The 17,313-nt window shown below is 67.2% G+C and carries 15 protein-coding genes; 6 read left to right on the forward strand and 9 right to left on the reverse strand.

Annotation, left to right across the window (positions count from 1 at the left end; all coding sequences use genetic code 11):
• The first annotated feature begins 7 nt into the window (after positions 1-7).
• Both BMZ25_RS00070 and BMZ25_RS00075 read left to right on the forward strand, forming a co-directional pair.
• On the forward strand, positions 8-931 hold the full coding sequence (locus BMZ25_RS00070; RefSeq protein ID WP_092686596.1) for a DnaJ C-terminal domain-containing protein: 924 nt from the start codon (positions 8-10) through the stop codon (positions 929-931).
• Positions 928-1,257, forward strand: coding sequence for a MerR family transcriptional regulator (locus tag BMZ25_RS00075; protein ID WP_092686598.1), 330 nt, complete (start codon positions 928-930; stop codon positions 1,255-1,257). Before BMZ25_RS00070 ends, BMZ25_RS00075 begins: the two co-directional genes overlap by 4 nt.
• A 2-nt stretch (positions 1,258-1,259) precedes the next feature.
• Here BMZ25_RS00075 and BMZ25_RS00080 read toward each other — a convergent pair whose 3' ends face one another.
• Complete coding sequence (locus BMZ25_RS00080) at positions 1,260-1,715, reverse strand: hypothetical protein (RefSeq protein ID WP_092686600.1); 456 nt, start codon at positions 1,713-1,715, stop codon at positions 1,260-1,262.
• 96 nt (positions 1,716-1,811) lie between these two features.
• Positions 1,812-2,306 (reverse strand): hypothetical protein, encoded by a 495-nt coding sequence (locus BMZ25_RS00085; protein WP_177190335.1) that lies wholly within the window; start codon positions 2,304-2,306, stop codon positions 1,812-1,814.
• A gap of 196 nt (positions 2,307-2,502) precedes the next feature.
• Between BMZ25_RS00085 and BMZ25_RS00090 the strand changes: the two genes are divergently transcribed.
• From BMZ25_RS00090 to BMZ25_RS00100, 3 genes are all read left to right on the forward strand, one after another.
• Positions 2,503-4,071 (forward strand): winged helix-turn-helix domain-containing protein, encoded by a 1,569-nt coding sequence (locus BMZ25_RS00090; RefSeq protein ID WP_177190336.1) that lies wholly within the window; start codon positions 2,503-2,505, stop codon positions 4,069-4,071.
• 665 nt (positions 4,072-4,736) lie between these two features.
• On the forward strand, positions 4,737-7,151 hold the full coding sequence (locus BMZ25_RS00095) for a Hint domain-containing protein (RefSeq protein WP_218142500.1): 2,415 nt from the start codon (positions 4,737-4,739) through the stop codon (positions 7,149-7,151).
• 385 nt (positions 7,152-7,536) lie between these two features.
• Positions 7,537-8,775 carry a Hint domain-containing protein gene (locus tag BMZ25_RS00100; RefSeq protein ID WP_092686605.1) on the forward strand — a complete coding sequence of 413 codons (1,239 nt, stop codon included), beginning with the start codon at positions 7,537-7,539 and terminating at the stop codon, positions 8,773-8,775.
• On the opposite strand, the gene BMZ25_RS00105 is transcribed toward BMZ25_RS00100, so the two are convergent.
• The 7 genes from BMZ25_RS00105 to BMZ25_RS00135 form a co-directional block, all read right to left on the reverse strand.
• The gene (locus BMZ25_RS00105) at positions 8,772-9,362 is read right to left on the reverse strand and encodes a nucleotidyltransferase family protein (RefSeq protein WP_092686607.1); all 591 of its coding nucleotides are present in this window, start codon (positions 9,360-9,362) and stop codon (positions 8,772-8,774) included. The genes BMZ25_RS00100 and BMZ25_RS00105 overlap by 4 nt on opposite strands.
• A complete protein-coding gene (locus BMZ25_RS00110) occupies positions 9,359-10,660 on the reverse strand; it encodes a branched-chain amino acid ABC transporter permease (protein WP_092686609.1) in 1,302 nt (433 codons plus the stop codon). The genes BMZ25_RS00105 and BMZ25_RS00110 overlap by 4 nt, the downstream gene beginning before the upstream one ends.
• On the reverse strand, positions 10,657-11,667 hold the full coding sequence (locus BMZ25_RS00115) for a branched-chain amino acid ABC transporter permease (protein ID WP_092686611.1): 1,011 nt from the start codon (positions 11,665-11,667) through the stop codon (positions 10,657-10,659). Before BMZ25_RS00115 ends, BMZ25_RS00110 begins: the two co-directional genes overlap by 4 nt.
• A gap of 92 nt (positions 11,668-11,759) precedes the next feature.
• A complete protein-coding gene (locus tag BMZ25_RS00120) occupies positions 11,760-12,470 on the reverse strand; it encodes an ABC transporter ATP-binding protein (protein WP_092686613.1) in 711 nt (236 codons plus the stop codon).
• 91 nt (positions 12,471-12,561) lie between these two features.
• Complete coding sequence (locus BMZ25_RS00125) at positions 12,562-13,338, reverse strand: ABC transporter ATP-binding protein (protein WP_092686615.1); 777 nt, start codon at positions 13,336-13,338, stop codon at positions 12,562-12,564.
• A 126-nt stretch (positions 13,339-13,464) separates the two neighbouring features.
• Entirely contained in the window at positions 13,465-14,658 is a 1,194-nt protein-coding gene (locus BMZ25_RS00130; RefSeq protein WP_092686617.1) for an ABC transporter substrate-binding protein, read from the reverse strand.
• 96 nt (positions 14,659-14,754) lie between these two features.
• Positions 14,755-15,762 (reverse strand): GlxA family transcriptional regulator, encoded by a 1,008-nt coding sequence (locus tag BMZ25_RS00135; protein ID WP_092686619.1) that lies wholly within the window; start codon positions 15,760-15,762, stop codon positions 14,755-14,757.
• A 151-nt stretch (positions 15,763-15,913) separates the two neighbouring features.
• Here BMZ25_RS00135 and BMZ25_RS00140 point away from each other — a divergent pair, with 151 nt between their 5' ends.
• A complete protein-coding gene (locus tag BMZ25_RS00140) occupies positions 15,914-17,284 on the forward strand; it encodes a class II 3-deoxy-7-phosphoheptulonate synthase (protein WP_092686621.1) in 1,371 nt (456 codons plus the stop codon).
• The last annotated feature ends 29 nt before the right edge of the window (positions 17,285-17,313 follow it).

Here is a 17,313-nt window from a genome sequence, read left to right on the forward strand (position 1 = left end):
ACGGACGGTGAGTGACGATCCCTACAAGGTGCTCGGTGTCGCGAAGACGGCGACGCAGGACGAAATCAAAAAGGCCTATCGCAAGCTCGCGAAGACGCTGCATCCGGATCTGCATCCGGGCGACGCCGGCAAGCAGGCCGAGTTTCAGGCGGTCTCCGCCGCCTACGATCTGCTGGGCGACGCCGACAAGCGCAAGCGCTTCGACGCGGGCGAGATCGACGCGAGCGGGCAGGAGCGGCCGGAGGCGCAGTTCTATCACCATTATGCCGGCCAGAACGCCGGTCGTCGCTACGATCCCGGCGGGGCGGGAGGATACGACGACATGTCGGACCTGTTCTCGGAGCTTTTCGGCCGGCGCGGAGGCGGCGGCGGCTTTCGCGGCGACTTCGACGCGCGGGGCGCCGACCTGCGCTATCACGTCGAGGTCGAGTTCCTCGAAGCCGCGCGGGGTGGCAAGCGGACCTTCACGATGCCCGATGGCGGGCGGCTGGAGATCTCGATCCCCGCCGGCGTGCAGGAGGGTCAGATCCTGCGCCTCAGGGGCAAGGGCGCTCCGGGATCGGGCAAGGGACCGGCTGGCGACGCCCTCGTGACGGTCAGCGTGACGACCCATCCCGTATTTAAACGTGAGGGCAGCGACATCGAGGTCGAGCTGCCGATCACCGTCGACGAGGCGGTGCTGGGTGGCAAGGTGACGGTGCCGACGATCTGGGGCGACGTGTCGATGAGGATCCCCAAGGGCGCCTCGTCGGGCCGGCGGCTTCGACTGAAGGGCAAGGGGATCAAGGCCAAGGCGGAGACCGGCGATCAGGTGGTGCGGCTGCGGATCGTCCTGCCCGAGAAGATCGACCCCGACATGGAGGAACTCGCGCTGCGCTGGCGCAAGCAGGCCGGCTTCGATCCCCGCGCGGAACTCAGGAGGCGGACATGAGCCTGGATGAACGCACGGTGGTCGCCCGCGTCGAGCGCCTGACGCTGAGGGATCTGCGCCTGTGGGTCCGCCGTGGGTGGGTCCGCCCGGAACGGGGCGAGCGCGGGCCGGTCTTTGACGAGGTCGACGTCGCCCGCCTGCGGTTGCTGTGCGACCTTCGCAAGGACATGGCGATCCCGGCGGACATTCTGCCGGTGGTGCTGACGCTGATCGACCGGCTGCACGAGACGCGGCGCGAATTGCGGACGCTGACCACCGTGATCGACGAGCAGCCCGATGCGGTGCGCCGCACCATCGCCGAAAGCGTCCGCGCCCGGCGACAATAGCCTCAGCAGGAGGACGGGCGCCCGCGGGAGCGGAACCCCGAACCGGTCCACGAGAACGTCTGTTCCCGGCAGGTCCGCGATCCTTCGAACCAGCGCGTCTCGAGGTCGGAACTGCTGCGCGAATAGGTCAGGCTCAGGGCCGAGTTCTCGGCCCCGCCGACGGGCAGCGGGAACACCTCGCCGTCGCGGCGGTCCACCACGAAGCCGACCACGCAAGCCTCGCCGCACGGGGCGGTGACGATCGAATGGGTCTCGGCGAAATTGGCCGGCGCCAGCAACCCCTCGCGGATGCGCGGCGCATACGGCCGGTATGCTGCGTCGCGGCCCGCGAAATCAGGCGAGGCGGCGGGCGGGCTTGCCATGTAGCCCAGCGAGTCCTCCTCGGGGACCGACATCCCGCGCTGGCCACAGGCCGCCAGGATCAGCAGAACGGGAAGGGCTGTCGGAAACCGGGGCACGGGCACGCTCCTTCTGAGGACACGCGCCGAGATGAGCATGCCGCCCGCGCCCTGTCCAATCCTTCCTGCGGGATCGGCGGCAACCGGTCGGTTGCCTCAGGCGAAGCGGCGCGACACCCGTGCCGCGTGCTCGGCCGTCACCAGGCTTTCGGCCAGCCGTTTCTGCAGATCGTCGCCGTCCAGCCCGTCGCGCGCCGCAAGAAAGGCCGCCGCGACCAACAGCGCGCTCGCCCCCTCGCCGCGGACGGGGGCCAGGCGGTCGGCCTCGCGCATCAGGCGGAACACGGTGTCGCGGACCTCCTTGTCCTCCATCGGGCGGGCGCGCTTGCGGCCGGGCCGCTCACGCGTCGGCCAGAAAACGACCGTGTGGCCAAGCTCGGGATCGGCGGCCACCGTGCAGCCGTGATGCCCGATGATGCCGTAACCGGATGCGCGTTGCGCGATTTCGGCGGCACCCGGCCGCGATCCCTGCGCGTCCTCGATGACAGGCTGCGCGCTCGCCAACGAGCCGTCCCGTCCTTCCGCAAAGTCCACGACGAGCAGATTGTCTCCGCTCACGCCGAGGGGCGAAGTGTCGTCATACTTTTTCATGTTGTGGTCCCTTGAACCCTCAGAGCACCGGGTCTTGGCGCCCGGCGTCCCCACCGCGCCCAAAGTAGCCACCCAATTGTTGCAAGATTATTCACTTTGTAAGGGATCTCGGCTCGCCAAGTGGTTGCCTGTCGCCGCCGGCAGTATCAAAGTGGCGCTCCGTAATTCCCGCGCGACCGATTGTTTAGTTCTTGAAATGCCAGACCATACTCGCCCGCCTGGTCCGGGGCTGACCTTTTCTGACGACTTCTCGTCCGCGTTGCGCCCCGACGGCAGCAGCGTGACCTTCACCGCCGCCGAGGCCGAGATCCTGCGCTATCTCGCGGGCCGTCCGGGCATCACGGTCACCCGCAGCCAGTTGCTGGACGTCATAACCGAACCCGGCTCCGACAAGCGGGACCGCGTGATCGACTCCTACATCGTGCGGTTGCGGCGCAAGTTCGGCGGGCAGGGCGGCCGCCGTGATGGCCCGATCCAGACGCGGTACGGCGTCGGCTATGCGTGGATCGAGACCAGTCTGCCCGCGCATGACGAGGGCGGGGCAGATATCGTGTTCGGTCCCGTTCGGGGCCTCGAATACCTGACGGGGAACAGCCTTGCCGCACGACGCTTCGTCGATGCCTTCGCGCCCCGCTTCGCCGCGCAGTTCGGCCCCTCCAAGACGGTCGTGCGCCAAATCGACCCGACCTTCCAGTCCGAGCTGTTCCATGCAGCGCGCTATGGCACCACAGTGATCCTCAACGACGACGAACGGGGCGTCGAGGGGATCTTCGAGACGAAGGAGCTGACGACGGGCCGCGTGATCACAGTCTCGCGCCACAGGATCGTCGGTGCCGATGCCGACCCGGCGGCCGAGATCGCGCGCTACGTGGTCGCGGATTTCTGGCGGGGGCTGGCGTTGCTGCCAGAGATGCCCGCGCCGGTACCAGTGATGATGAACAACGCCTCGATCGAGATTGCCGGGGACGCCAACGGCAGCGACCGCACCGACGCGATGCTGAATGTCCTTCTCTCGCGGGAGCCGGGCTCGCCCGAGCTGATACTGCTGAGTGCCATTGCACTTCACTCGCGCTACATTCTGAACGGCGTTTCGATGCTGGCCGAAGGGACCGAGGCGTTCGAGGCCGATGTTGCCCGGATCCGCGCCAGTCTTGACGCGGCCCACCCCGATATCGCCGACAACCCGATGCTGTCGATCGCGGCGGCCAAGCTGTTGCATTTCGCCAATCCCGACCGCCGGGCCGAAGCGCTCTGCCTTGCGGAAGAAGCACATGCGTCGAGCCGCTCGTTCGCGGGCTCGCTCGTGACAATGGCGCAGCTCCGGGCGTTGGAGGGCGACCCCGAGACGGCGCTGCGCCTGCTGGACCAGGGGCTCGAGCTGACGGAGGAGGGCAGCGAGTTCGAGGCCTATTTCCTTGTGCTCAAGTGCCAGTTCTGCCGCGCGGTCGGCGACAGGGCGGCACTGCGGGAGTCGCTCGGCCGGATCTATCAATGGCGGTCGCACAACAGGGCGTTCTTCGATCTCATCTTCGAGGATTCGACCCATCCGAGCGAGGCAGCGCGCGGCCTGCTGAGTGTGCTGTCCGTGCCGCAGGCGCATGGTGTCCTGCGCTACGTCTACTACCTGACCGCCAGCCTGTTCAGGCATGACGCGCACCGCGACGCGGTCCTGAGGCCGAGCGTGCAGCGTATCTACGAACGCTTTGGACCGGACGGGCTGCCGGACGAGATCGCGGACGTGCTGGGGGCGCTCGCGCCACGATAGATGCGGCCTCATCGGCGACTGACGGTCCCGGCGAGTCGGGGATTTGGCGTGTGCGGCGTTTCCGGTGGCGTGCCATTCAGGTGCCCTGCGCAGGATTGTATAAACCCTTCAGCAAGAGCGTCGTGCCATCGTGCCGCCATATTCTGCGCCACTTCTTGTCGCCGTTTCGGCAACAGTCAGGTCGTCGCAGTGGATCACTCCCGACCAAGCCGTTTCGCTCGATTCTTGCGCAAAGCGTGGATCATAAGAGTTAATGCTTTAGAATTACCTCTTCGGAGGTAGCCTATCTTCAGGCAGTTTGTTGACCAAACGGCACCTAGTTCATGCCTCTTGAACGGTGGCGCCCGATCACCTGCCAAGCGCTATCGCCCGATAGATGTCCGATTTCGGACACTTTTTGCTTTGGACCCCGTCGTGCGCTGCGTAAAAGGAGTGTGTCGGGTGCGCCCCGGCACAGCCGTTGCGGGACGGTTGACCCGAACCGAACAGAAGCGGAACGGGTGACGGGTCACAGCCGGGACGACGCTCCCGGCACGCCTTTTGATCGGCACTATATGCGCCGGTCGCGTTTGGCAGGACACCCGCTGCCAAGGAAGCGGGTGTCCGGTGGTTGGTATTGTGACGGGTGGCGACCCGGCACGCGTGATACTGGGAAGTGATTTGAGATGGCTGAGTATCGTTTCGATTGGACCGCGTTCAATGGTTTCGGCCGCACCACCAGTGTCCAGGGTCCCGCAGGACCTGTCGATGTCCGGGTCCGGGGCGCGCTCGACGACCGTGATGGGACACTCCGTGTCGAGGACGGCGCGGGCTCCGACATGCTCGTGTCCGAGCCCGACGATTACTCCGTCACCGCCCTGACATTCGCCGAGCCGGTCGAGAACGTCTCCTTCGCGCTCTACGACGTGGACGAGGGCAGGTCCCACGACGACAAGGTCACGATCTTCGCGTTCGACGTCGAGGGACACGCACTACCGGTGACCTTCACCGACGTCACCACGCAGACGGTCCACGGCAACACGATCGAAGGCGAGTGCACGACGGACTTCGACGAGGCCCAGGTTGGCGTCCGGATCGACGGCACGGTCGAGACCATCAAGATCTACCATTCCGACGGCCCCGACGCCCACGATCCCGGAAAGATCGGGGTCGGCGACATCCACTTCGACACCGTTGCCGATCCGCTGGACGGGGTGGTCGAGGGCAGCTCGGACTACGACCTGATCGACACCGCCTATGACGGCGACCCCGAGGGGGACCGGATCGATGCCGGCGACGCCATCCTCGCCGGAGAGGCGCCGGACGACGACGTCGTGCGCGCGAGCGCGGGCGACGATACGATCATTGCGGGCACCGGTGACGACGAGGTGTCGGGTGGCGCCGGCAACGATGTGATCTACGGCGACGCGGGCGAGGCGCCCGCCGTCGGCCCGCGCGAGAGCTTCGAGTGGGACAGGGCCCCGGATCCCGACGGTCATGGCGGGATCGACGACGGCGACCGTATCTCGGATTTCACCCAGAAAACCGGCAGCGTGAACGTCTCGTTCGCGCAGATCGGCCGCACCGGCCACGCAACGACGAACTTCGAGGCGACCGCGCAGAACGTCGACGGCATCCGCACCGGCGACGAGGAGATCGACCGCGACAGCTCGCTCGTGTCCGAAGCCCGCGGCGACGACGGCAGCGCAACCTACCAGCTGCGCTTCGCGGACCCCGACGGCGGCGCGGCGGCCGAGGTCAGCGACGTGGACTTCCGGATCAATGACATCGACGGCGATGGCGTGGTCCGGGTCGCGGCCTTCGACGCCGCCGGCAACCGCGTGCACGTGACGTTGACCGGCGGCGCGCGGCTGACGCTGAGCGACGGCGGCGGCGACGGTTTCGCCGGAGTCGACACGGCCAGCAGCACCGGCGGCTACCAGTGCGACGAGTCCGCGGACTATTCGCTCAGGGTCCAGGCCGCGGGGCCGGTGTCGCGCATCTTCATTCATCACGACCAGGCCGGCCCGGACAATTCCGGCGTGAACGTCACGGACGTGTATTTCAACGCGCCGGGCGTGGTCCCCAGTGCCGGGAACGACGATCTCTCCGGCGGCGCCGGCGACGACGCGCTCTACGGACAGGTGGGCGACGACAAGCTGTCGGGCGATGGCGGCAACGACACGCTGGCGGGCGGCGCGGGCCACGACACGATCCACGGCGGCGCCGGCGACGACCTGATCCTCGGCGGGACCGGAGTTGACACGATCCACGGCGGCGACGATGCCGATACGATCGGTTCGGTGAGCGTCGGTGACGTCATCCATGGCGGCGCCGGCGGCGATGACCGGGACGTGCTGGACCTTGGCGGAACGCTCGATGACGGCGGCCGGTACGCGTTGCGCAACGTCGTCACCGACATCGACGGCAACGGGATCGACGGCGATGTCGTCTATTTCGACGATGGCGGAAAGATGCTCGGCTCGGTCCACTTCGAGAACATCGAAGAGATCGTGCCCTGTTTCACCCCCGGCACGCTGATCGCCACGCCGAAGGGCGAGCGACCGGTCGAAAGCCTGCGGGTCGGCGACAAGGTGATCACGCGGGACAACGGAATGCAGGAGATCCGCTGGACCGGGCACAAGCGTCTCGGCTTTCCGGCGCTTTCCTCGCAGCCGACCCTGCGGCCGGTGATGATCCGGGCCGGTGCGCTTGGCCGGGGATTGCCCGAGCGCGACATGCTGGTCAGCCCGAACCACCGGGTCCTCGTCGCAAGCGACCGGACCGAGCTGTATTTCGACGAACGGGAGGTTCTCGTCGCGGCCAAGCACCTGGTCAACGGCGCCGACATCAACTTTGCGCAATCGCTGGGCGTGGAATACCTGCACTTCCTGTTCGACCGGCACGAGGTTGTCCTGTCCAACGGTGCGTGGACCGAAAGCTTCCAGCCCGGCGACTATTCCCTGAGAGGGCTGGGCAACGCGCAGCGCAGCGAGTTGTTCGAGCTGTTTCCCGATCTCGAGCGGATCGAAGGCCGTGAGAGTTTTGCCTCGGCCCGCCGCACGCTGAAGCGGCACGAGGCGGAGCTTCTTGCGGATTAGCCGGATGGTCGTGTCGGGCAAGTGCTCACCCCAAGCGCGAAAATGCGACGATTCGGGTGAGTTTCCGAATTATGGATCAACAATCGCGCCCTCATTCGGAGGACTGTCATGCAAACGGCAATGCAGCGGGGTCAGCGCTCGCACCAGACTGACGCGGGTGGAGCGACAGTCATGCGCATGAGTGGACTTTGTATATCTCAGGCGTTCGATGAGACGCGGTCGGACAGACATTCCGTCGCGTCAACACGGCTGGAGCACATTCAGACAACGCAGGGCGTTGGAGGTGACGTAGCGCCACCCTATAAACATTTCGTAAATCTTTACTCGGTTAGGTCACCGTAAATGCTTCGGCGACGGACCGGGGCCAGGTGGAAGGTATGCCAGAATGGCGGAACGAACCGGCACCTCGAACAATGACACGATCGACGGCACCGACGGCGACGACACGCTGCGCGGGCTGAACGGTCAGGATACCCTCGACGGCGGCCGCGGCGCCGACCTGGTCGAAGGCGGCGATGGCGACGACACGATCTCGGGCGGCGAGGGCGCGGACACGTTGCGCGGCGGCGACGGACAGGATCTCGTCACCGGCGGGCCGGGCGATGACAGCATCGAAGGCGGCGACGGCGTCGACCGGCTGCGCGGCGGTGACGGCGACGACACCATCAACGGCGGCCAAGGGCAGGACGACATTCGCGGCGGCGACGGCGACGACCGGCTGTCCGGCGGCGCCGATGCCGACACGGTCCAGGGCGGCGACGGCAACGACACCATCGTGGGCGTGACCGACGGCGACTGGCTGCATGGCGGCGACGACCGCGACACCTTCGTGATTCAACCCTTCGCCGGAAACGGCCGGATCCACGGCGGCGGCGGCGGGGACGATTACGATACGCTCGACCTCAGCGGACTCGATCCCGACGATTACCGCCTGTCCTACGACCCGCACAAGGAAAGCGGCACGCTGCGTGTCCGTGACGAGGGCGGTAATTTCAGCCGCACGATCCACTTCTCCGACATCGAGAACGTGGCCATCTGCTTTACCCCCGGCACCGCGATCGCCACCCCGCGCGGCGAGGTTCCGGTCGAGACCCTGCGCGAAGGCGACCGCGTCTTTACCCGCGACAACGGCGTGCAGCGGGTTCGCTGGACCGGGCGTCGCGACCTGTCGTCGGCCGAGATCGCCGCCGACGCGTCCCTGCGCCCGGTGATGATCCGGCAGGGCGCCCTGGGCCACGGCCTGCCCGAGCGCGACATGATGGTGTCGCCGTGCCACCGGATGCTTCTGTGCAGCGAACGCGCCGCGATCTATTTCGACGAGCGCGAGGTGCTGGCCGCGGCCAAGCACCTGACCGCGATGCCCGGCATCGAACCTGCGGCGACGCAGGATACCAGCTATCACCACATTCTGTTCGACCATCACGAGGTCATCCTCGCCAACGGCGCGTGGAGCGAAAGCTTCCAGCCCGGCGACTATTCCCTCCGCGGCATCGGTGCGGCGCAGCGTGGCGAGATCCTGAAACTGTTCCCGGACCTGGCGAAGTCCGAGGGCACCGACTCCTACGGCGCGGCACGACGCACCCTGCGCCGGCACGAGGCGCGGCTGCTGGCCGAGGGGTCCTAGTTCCGCCCGCGCCGCCACGCCTCCCACGCCTCGGGCGTGTCGAGGTCGGTCACGGCGCGGCGGCCGGGCAGGGGCATCGTCACGATCCGCCCCGCATGGCGACGCAACACGTCACGCGCGCCGGTATCCCCGCGCAACGCCAGCAATTCGGGCCGAAGGTCCGCGGGAAAGATCACCGGATGCCCCGGCGTCCCGTCCTCTGCCGCCGCCCGCAGGATCGCCTCTCCGTCCCAGCCCGCGATGAGCGCCGACAGATCGGCACCGGTCAGCTCCGGCATGTCGCAGAGAACGATCATGACGCCGCGCGCCTCGGGCGCCGCCGCGCAGGCCGCGACCAGAGACGCGGCCATCCCGGACGCGGCATCCTCCACTTCGACGCGGCTGACCGGCATCCCGTCCAGCGCCGCCACGCGCGCAGGCGCGTCCCGAGGCAACGCAACGATAACCGGGGCCCCGGTGGAGCAGGCCGCCTCCGCCTGCCGCCGCAGCAACGGCACGCCGTCGATCTCTTCGAGAAGCTTGTCGCGACCGCGCATGCGTGCCCCGGCCCCGGCCGCAAGAAGCAGAAGGGCCGGCGCCCGCGTCACCGTTCGGGGATCAGGCCGCGCGGGGCAAAGCGCAGCACGACCAGCATCAGCACGCCCATCGTCAGAAGACGCATATGCGCCGCGCTGTCGATCAGCCGCTGTTTCAGGATGCCGTCGTCGAGGTTGGCGGTGACGTTGTCCATCACCCAGCGGCCCAGTGGCTCGACCTCGACCCAGAGGAACCAGATCAGGATCCCGCCCAGCACGGCGCCGAAATTGTTGCCCGATCCGCCGACGATCACCATCACCCAGATCAGGAATGTGAACCGCAGCGGCTGGTAGGTGGTCGGCACCAGCTGCCCGTCGAGCGTCGTCATCATCGCGCCCGCCAGACCGCAAAGGGCGCTGCCCAGGATGAAGACCTGCAGGTGCCGGCGCGTCACGTCCTTGCCCATCGCCTCGGCCGCGGTCTCGTTGTCGCGGATCGCGCGCATCATCCGGCCCCAGGGCGACGCCAGCGCGGCCTGCGCCAGCCACAGCAGCACGATCAGGACAAGCACGAACAGCCCGGCATAGGCGAGCTTCACCGTGATCGTCGATGCCGTCACCGGGTCGAAGCCCCAGTCGCTCATGCGCGTCACGAAGGCCTCGCTGTTCTGCAGGTCGACCTCATAGGGAACCGGGCGCGGCAGGCCGATGACGTTCTTGACGCCGCGGCTCAGCCAATCCTCGTTCTTGAGGACCGCGATGATGATCTCGGCGATGCCGAGCGTCGCAATGGCAAGGTAATCCGACCGAAGCCCCAGGGCCGTCTTGCCGACGATCCATGCCGCGCCGGCCGCCAGCACACCGCCGATGGGCCAGGCCAGGACGATCGGCAGCCCCAGCCCGCCGAGATAGCCCGTCGCCGCCGGATCGACGGATTCGATGGCGTCGACCGCGGGCCCCAGAAGCCAGCGATAGACGACAAAGCCGATGGCCAGCACCGCCGCCACGATCAGACCGCGGCCCGATCGTCTGCCGAGTCGTTTCCACAGGAAGATCGCGCCGGCGATCGTCGCCGCGCCCACGGCCATCGCCGCCATCACCCGCGCGCCTCCGGCCGCCCAGGCGGCGTCGACGGGCGGCATCGACACGATGACCGCCGCCAGCCCGCCAAGCGCCACGAAGCCCATGACGCCCACGTTGAAAAGTCCGGCATAGCCCCATTGCATGTTCACCCCGAGCGCCATGATCGCGCTGACGAGCCCCATGTTCAGGATGCCGAGGGCGACGTTCCAGCTTTGCAGCACGCCGACCAGCACGATCAACGCGGCGACGGCCAGGAACAGAAGAGGTGTGCGCAAGGAAGGGTTCATGCGGATTTCCCCCGGAACAGGCCGGTCGGCCGGAACAGCAATACGATGACGAGGATCGCGAAGCTCACGGCGAACTTGTAATCCGTCGCGAGCAGCTGCGCGAGCCCGTCGATCTCGAGGCTTTCGGGCAGCAGGTAGTTCGCCACCTTCTTGAACGCGTAGGTCAGCGTCACCTCCGAGAAGGCGATGACGAAGCCGCCGGCGATCGCGCCGATGGGCGATCCGAGCCCGCCGACGATCGCCGCTGCGAAGACCGGTAGCAGCAGCTGGAAGTAGGTGAAGGGCTTGAACGACTTGTCCAGCCCGTAAAGCACCCCGGCGATGGTCGCGAGCGCCGCCACGATCAGCCACGTCACCCGCACCACGCGGTCGGGGCTGATGCCCGACAGCAGCGCCAGGTCCTCGTTGTCCGAGAACGCGCGCATCGACTTGCCGGTGCGCGTGTGGTTGAGGAACCAGAACAGGATGGCGACGGTCACCACCGCGGTGACGACGGTGATCGCCTGGCTGGTGCGGATCGCCAGCCCCTCGTCCAGGCCCGTCATCTGCCGGAACTGGATCGCGCCGATCAGGTAGCGCGCGCCGTCGTCGAAATTCTGGTCGTCCACGCCGATGACGAAGCGCACAAGCCCGTTATAGACGAACATCACCCCCATCGACACGATCACCAGCAGCACCGGCGATACCTTTCGGGCGCGGTAGAACTTGTAGACCAGCTTGTCGGTCAGCAGCAGCAGCACCGCGCAGGCCGCGATGCCCACGGGCAGCGCCAAGAGGGCGGTCGGCAACGGCCCCAGCGACACGCCCGCGGCCTGCAGCGCCCAGGTCGCAAGGATCGTCCCCATCGCCCCGAACGCCATCGTGTCGCCGTGGGCAAAGTTGGAGAACCGCAGGATCCCGTAGATCAGCGTCACCCCCAGCGCCCCAAGCGCCAGCTGGGCCCCGTAGGCGGTGGCCGGGATCACCACGAAGTTCGAGAAGGCCACGAGGGCGTTCAACGGTTCCATGTCTCAGTCCTTCCGCGCACGGCCGCTCCGGGCCGCGATATGCCACAGCTGGGGCGCCGCCGGGGCGCGCCGGATCCCGTTCCGCATCGCGCTCACCCTCCCAGGAAACTGCGCCGAACCTCGGGATCGGCCAAAAGCTCGGCCCCGCTCCCGGTATAGGCGTTGCGCCCCTGCACCAGCACGTAGCCGGTATCGGCGATCTCCAGCGCCTGCCGGGCGTTCTGCTCGACCATCAGGATCGAGATGCCGGTCCGCGCCACCTCGATGATCCGGTCGAACAGCTCGTCCATGACGATCGGCGACACGCCGGCGGTGGGCTCGTCCAGCATCAGGATCCGCGGCCGGGTCATCAGCGCCCGGCCCACGGCAACCTGTTGTCGCTGGCCGCCGGACAACTCGCCGGTGGGCTGGTGCCGCTTCTCGGCAAGGATCGGGAACAGGTGATAGACCTCCTCCATCGTCCCCGCGATGTCGTCGCGCCGCAGGAACGCCCCCATCTCGAGGTTCTCCTCGACCGTCATCGAGGGAAAGATGTTCCGCGTCTGCGGCACGAAGGCCATGCCCTGCGCCACCCGGTCCTGCGGGCTCAGTCCGGTGATGTCGTGTCCGTCCAGCCGCACCGCGCCCTGGCGCAGGGGCAGCATGCCGAAGACGGCCTTCATGGCCGTGGACTTGCCGGCGCCGTTCGGCCCCACGATGACCGAGATCCGGCCCTTCTCCACGGCGATCGTGCAGTCGTGCAGGATGTCGGCCGCACCGTAGCCGCCGGTCATCCCGCTCCCGATCAGTACCGGCTCGCTCACGTGGCGCTCCCCTCGCTCTTCATCTTCGCAAAAATACTCACGTCACGACAACGGCCGTCCCGCAGGCCGCCGGGGCGGGGCGCGGGTGCGGTCATGCCGTCGCCTTGTTCTTCAGACCGGTGCCGAGATAAGCCTCGATCACCTGCTCGTCGTTCTTGATGTCGTCGATCGTGCCCTCGGCCAGGACCTTGCCCTCGGCCATGACGATCACCGGGTCGCACAGGCGGCCGATGAACTCCATGTCGTGCTCGATCATGCAGAACGTGTAGCCGCGCTCGCGATTGAGCCGCTGGATGGCGTCGCCGATCGTGTTCAGGAGCGTCCGGTTCACCCCGGCGCCGACCTCGTCGAGGAACACGGTCTTGGCGTCGGTCATCATCGTCCGGCCAAGCTCCAGCAGCTTCTTCTGACCGCCCGACAGGTTCCCGGCCCGCTCGTCGGCGAGATGCGAGATCGTCAGGAAGTCCAGCACCTCGTCCGCGGTCCGGGCCAGCGCTTCTTCCTCGCGCGCGATGCGGCCACGAGCGAACCAGGTGTTCCACAGCGTCTCGCCGGTCTGGCGCGGCGGCACCATCATCAGGTTCTCGCGCACCGTCATCGAGTGGAATTCGTGCGCGATCTGGAAGGTGCGCAGCAGACCCTTCTCGAACAGCGCGTGCGGCTTGAGCCCGGTGATGTCCTCGCCGTTCATCGTGACGGTCCCCGAGGTCGGGGCGAGGTTGCCGGCGATCACGTTGAACAGGGTCGTCTTGCCCGCACCGTTCGGGCCGATCAGCCCGGTGATGGAACCGGTCGGGATCTCGAGCGTTGCTCCGTCGACAGCGTGAAATCCGTCGAAATGCTTGTGGATGTCGGTGACGACGATCATGTTGCTGTTCCCGCGGGCTCCGGTCGACCTGCGTCCCCAACGAACCGGCCGAAACACGGTCCCCGTTGTCAAAGAACGGCCCGGTGCGCAAATCCCACCGGGCCGTTCCGTTACGTCATAGTGCGATCAGCGGAACTGGACGGTCGAGTAATCGCCGTCCTGGATCTCGTACTCGCGGTAGGTGCCGGCGGCCTCGCCGGGGCCGACCAGCTCGACGCCCGTCGCGCCGACATAGTCGATCTCGCCGCCATCCTGCAGGATTGAGATACCCTTGCCGAGCTCGCCGGGCAGGATCTTCTCGCCCGGCTCGTTGGCCACGTCCATCACGCTGGGGGCGTACTCGCTCGCGGTGGTCGAACCCGCGGCCTGCATTGCCAGCGCCAGCAGCGCCGCGGCGTCATAGCTTTCGCGGGTAAAGGTGCCCTCGGGGTCGATGTCGGCAGCGCTGGCCACCTCGGCGAACGCCTCGGCGCCTTCGCCCTCGCTCCACGGAACGGCGCCGTAGGAGCCTTCCATGTACTGTCCCAGATCCTCCAGCAGGCTCTGCGCGAACATGCCGTCACCCATGACGAAGGTGTCGAACGCGCCGGTGTCGAGCGCCGACTGGATCACGCCCTTGCCGCCCTGGTCGGCATAGCCCAGCACGACCAGTGCCTCGCCGCCGGCCGAGGCGAGAGAGCCGATCTCGGCCGAATAGTCGGCCTTGCCGTCCTCGTGCGGGGCGCTGAGCGTGACGCTGCCGCCCTGGTCCTCGAAGTTCGAGATGAAGGAATCCGACAGGCCCTTGCCGTAGTCGTTGTTGGTGTAGGTGACCGCGACTTCCTCGACGCCCTTCTCGCGGACGATGTTCGCGATGACCTCGCCCTGGCGGGCGTCGGACGGCGCGGTGCGGAAGAACAGCCCGTCATCCTCGGCGTTGGACAGCGCAGGCGAGGTGGCCGAGGGCGAGATCATCGCGACGCCGTTCGGTACGGCGACATTCGCCAGGACCGCTCCGGTCACGCCCGAGCAGTCCGCGCCCATGATGCCCGCGACGCCTTCCGAGGTCACCAGGCGCTCGGCCGCGGCGGTGGCGGCGGCGCTGTCGATGCAGGTCGAGTCCGCCTGCACGGGCTCGAGCATGCGGCCGTCCAGCAGGCCTCCGGCCTCGTTGATCTCGGTCATCGCCAGTTCGGCGCTCGCGGCCATGCCGGGCGTCAGCGACTCGATGGGGCCGGTGAAGCCCAGGACGACGCCGATCTTGATCGGGTCGCTGTCCTGCGCCGAGGCTGTTCCGACGGCTGCCAGTGTCGCAGCCGTGGCAAGAAGCAGTTTCTTCATCCTTATCTCCCTGTATTTCCGGTCTTCTGGCCTGCACCCTAGAAGGCCACGCACCGAATGGGAAGTATCGGATCGCCGCATCGACGGTGCGTCAGGTCACGCCTCTTCGGCGCGCGCGGCCTGCGTGCCACGCTCGCGGTAGGGAGTCGTCTGGTAATGCGCGCGGTAGCATTTCGAGAAATGCGAGGGCGAGGCGAAGCCGCAGGCGAGCGCGACGTTGATCACGCTCATGTCGGTCTGCATCAGCAGGTTGCGCGCCTTCTGCAGCCTCAGCTCCATGTAGTAGCGCTTGGGCGAGCGGTTCAGGTAGCGGCGGAACAGCCGCTCGAGCTGCCGGGTCGACATGCCCACGTCGCGCGCCAGGATCGAGGGGCTGATCGGCTCTTCGATGTTGCTTTCCATCATCTGGATCACGGTGGAGAGCTTGGGGTGGCGCACGCCGATGCGGGTCGGCACGCTGAGGCGTTGGACGTCCTGGTCGGTGCGCACGATGTTGTAGATCAGCTGGTCTGCGATCTCGTGCGCCAGCTCCTCGCCGTTGTCGCGCGCCACGAGCTTGAGCATCAGGTCGATCGAAGAGGTGCCGCCCGCGGTCGTCATCCGGTTGCCGTCGAGGACATAGACCGATTTCGTCAGCGAGACGTCCGGAAAGTCCTCGGTGAACCCATCGTGGTTTTCCCAGTGGATCGTGGCGCGCTTGTCGTCGAGCAGGCCCGCCCGGGCCATCGTGTGCGCCGCGGTGCACAGACCGCCGATGGAGACGCCGCGCCGCGCTTCGCGCCGGAGCCAGTTGGTCATCTTCTTGGTCGCCGCGCGGCCCACGTCGATCCCGCCGCACAACAGCACCGTGTCCTCGCGCAGCAATTCTTCGAGATCGCCGTCGGGCGTGTACGACAGGTTGGCCGCGCAGCGCACCGGCGCGCCGCCGTCGCTGAGCAGTTTCCAGTCGTAGAGCGTGCGTTTCGAGATGTGGTTGGCCAGCCGCAGAACCTCGATCGCGCCGGCAAAGCTGAGTAGGCTGAATCCCGGAAGCAGAACGAATACATACCGCCGCATCCTGACCTCGTTCTGAGAGCCTTGCAGACGGTTGTTGCGTACGTTCATCGCCGCCGATCCCTTCGGGTTTTTTTGAGCGAAGCAGGTTTGCGAGGGCGGATCAATAGTGACCGGGGACACAATTGCCTTTTCCCTGTTTTCACCGCGTTCCGGCTTCCGTATAAGGCTGTCTCGACCTTCTTAAGGCGGGAGAGAGACGATGAGCGACTGGCACAAGACCGACTGGCGATCCAAGCCCCGGGTCCAGATGCCCGACTATACCGACGCCGACGCGCTGTCGGCGGTGGAGCGTCGTCTTTCGCAATATCCGCCGCTCGTCTTCGCGGGCGAGGCCCGCACGCTGAAGGCCGAGCTGGCCGAAGCGGCGGCGGGACGCGCGTTCCTGCTGCAGGGCGGCGACTGCGCCGAGAGCTTCGCCGAGTTCACCGGCGACGGCATCCGCGACACCTTCAAGGTGATGCTGCAGATGGCGATGGTGCTGACCTACGGCGCCAAGGTGCCGACGGTGAAGGTCGGGCGCATGGCCGGGCAGTTCGCCAAACCGCGCAGCGCGCCGACCGAGACCAAGAACGAGGTCGAGCTGCCGTCCTATCGCGGCGACATCATCAACGGGTTCGACTTCACCCCCGAGGCGCGGATCCCCGATCCGCAGCGGATGCTCGACGCCTACACCCAGGCGGCGGCGACGCTGAACCTGCTGCGCGCGTTCTCGAAGGGCGGTTTCGCCGACATCCACCGGGTTCACGCCTGGACGCTCGGCTTTACCGATACCGAAGAGGCCGAGAAGTACCGCGACATGGCGAACCGCATACAGGACTCGCTCGACTTCATGACCGCGGCGGGCCTGACCGGCGAGACCAACCAAGAGCTGAACACCGTCGACTTCTACACCAGCCACGAGGCGCTGCTGCTGGAATACGAAGAGGCGCTGTGCCGGGTCGATTCGACCACCGGCCAGACGATCGCGGGCTCGGGCCACTTCATCTGGATCGGCGACCGCACCCGGCAGCCCGACGGCGCCCATGTCGAGTTCTGCCGCGGCGTGGCGAACCCGATCGGCCTGAAATGCGGCCCCTCGCTGACGCCGGAGGACCTGAAGGTCCTGATGGCCAAGCTGAACCCGCAGAACGAGCCGGGCCGCCTGACGCTGATCTCGCGCTTCGGCGCGGGGCAGGTGGGCGATCACCTGCCGAAGCTGGTCAAGGCGGTGCAGGAAGAGGGCGCCAACGTCGTCTGGTCCTGCGACCCGATGCACGGCAACACGATCAAGTCGGCCACCGGCTACAAGACGCGGCCCTTCGACAGCGTCCTGCGCGAGGTGCAGGAGTTCTTCGGCGTCCACAAGTCCGAGGGCACCGTTCCCGGCGGCGTCCATTTCGAGATGACCGGATCGGACGTGACCGAATGCACCGGCGGCGTCCGCGCCGTGACCGACGAGGATCTCTCGGACCGCTACCACACCGCCTGCGACCCGCGCCTCAACGCGACGCAGGCGCTGGAATTGGCCTTCCTCGTGGCAGAAGAACTGCGCGACAGCGCGGTCAAGCCGCAGGTCGCGACGGCCGGGTAAGGTCGGCAGATACGGCGAAAGGCCTCAGG

It is taken from the genome of Tranquillimonas rosea, from assembly GCF_900111315.1.
In the GTDB taxonomy this organism is placed as follows: Bacteria; Pseudomonadota; Alphaproteobacteria; order Rhodobacterales; family Rhodobacteraceae; genus Tranquillimonas; species Tranquillimonas rosea.

Bases quoted from the DNA above. Each gene is read 5' to 3' on its own strand.
- BMZ25_RS00075 (WP_092686598.1), top strand. From the start codon at position 928: ATGAGCCTGGATGAACGCACGGTGGTCGCCCGCGTCGAGCGCCTGACG.
- BMZ25_RS00085 (WP_177190335.1), bottom strand. From the start codon at position 2,306: ATGAAAAAGTATGACGACACTTCGCCCCTCGGCGTGAGCGGAGACAAT.
- BMZ25_RS00090 (WP_177190336.1), top strand. From the start codon at position 2,503: ATGCCAGACCATACTCGCCCGCCTGGTCCGGGGCTGACCTTTTCTGAC.
- BMZ25_RS00095 (WP_218142500.1), top strand. From the start codon at position 4,737: ATGGCTGAGTATCGTTTCGATTGGACCGCGTTCAATGGTTTCGGCCGC.
- BMZ25_RS00100 (WP_092686605.1), top strand. From the start codon at position 7,537: ATGGCGGAACGAACCGGCACCTCGAACAATGACACGATCGACGGCACC.
- BMZ25_RS00110 (WP_092686609.1), bottom strand. From the start codon at position 10,660: ATGAACCCTTCCTTGCGCACACCTCTTCTGTTCCTGGCCGTCGCCGCG.
- BMZ25_RS00115 (WP_092686611.1), bottom strand. From the start codon at position 11,667: ATGGAACCGTTGAACGCCCTCGTGGCCTTCTCGAACTTCGTGGTGATC.
- BMZ25_RS00125 (WP_092686615.1), bottom strand. From the start codon at position 13,338: ATGATCGTCGTCACCGACATCCACAAGCATTTCGACGGATTTCACGCT.
- BMZ25_RS00130 (WP_092686617.1), bottom strand. From the start codon at position 14,658: ATGAAGAAACTGCTTCTTGCCACGGCTGCGACACTGGCAGCCGTCGGA.
- BMZ25_RS00135 (WP_092686619.1), bottom strand. From the start codon at position 15,762: ATGAACGTACGCAACAACCGTCTGCAAGGCTCTCAGAACGAGGTCAGG.
- BMZ25_RS00140 (WP_092686621.1), top strand. From the start codon at position 15,914: ATGAGCGACTGGCACAAGACCGACTGGCGATCCAAGCCCCGGGTCCAG.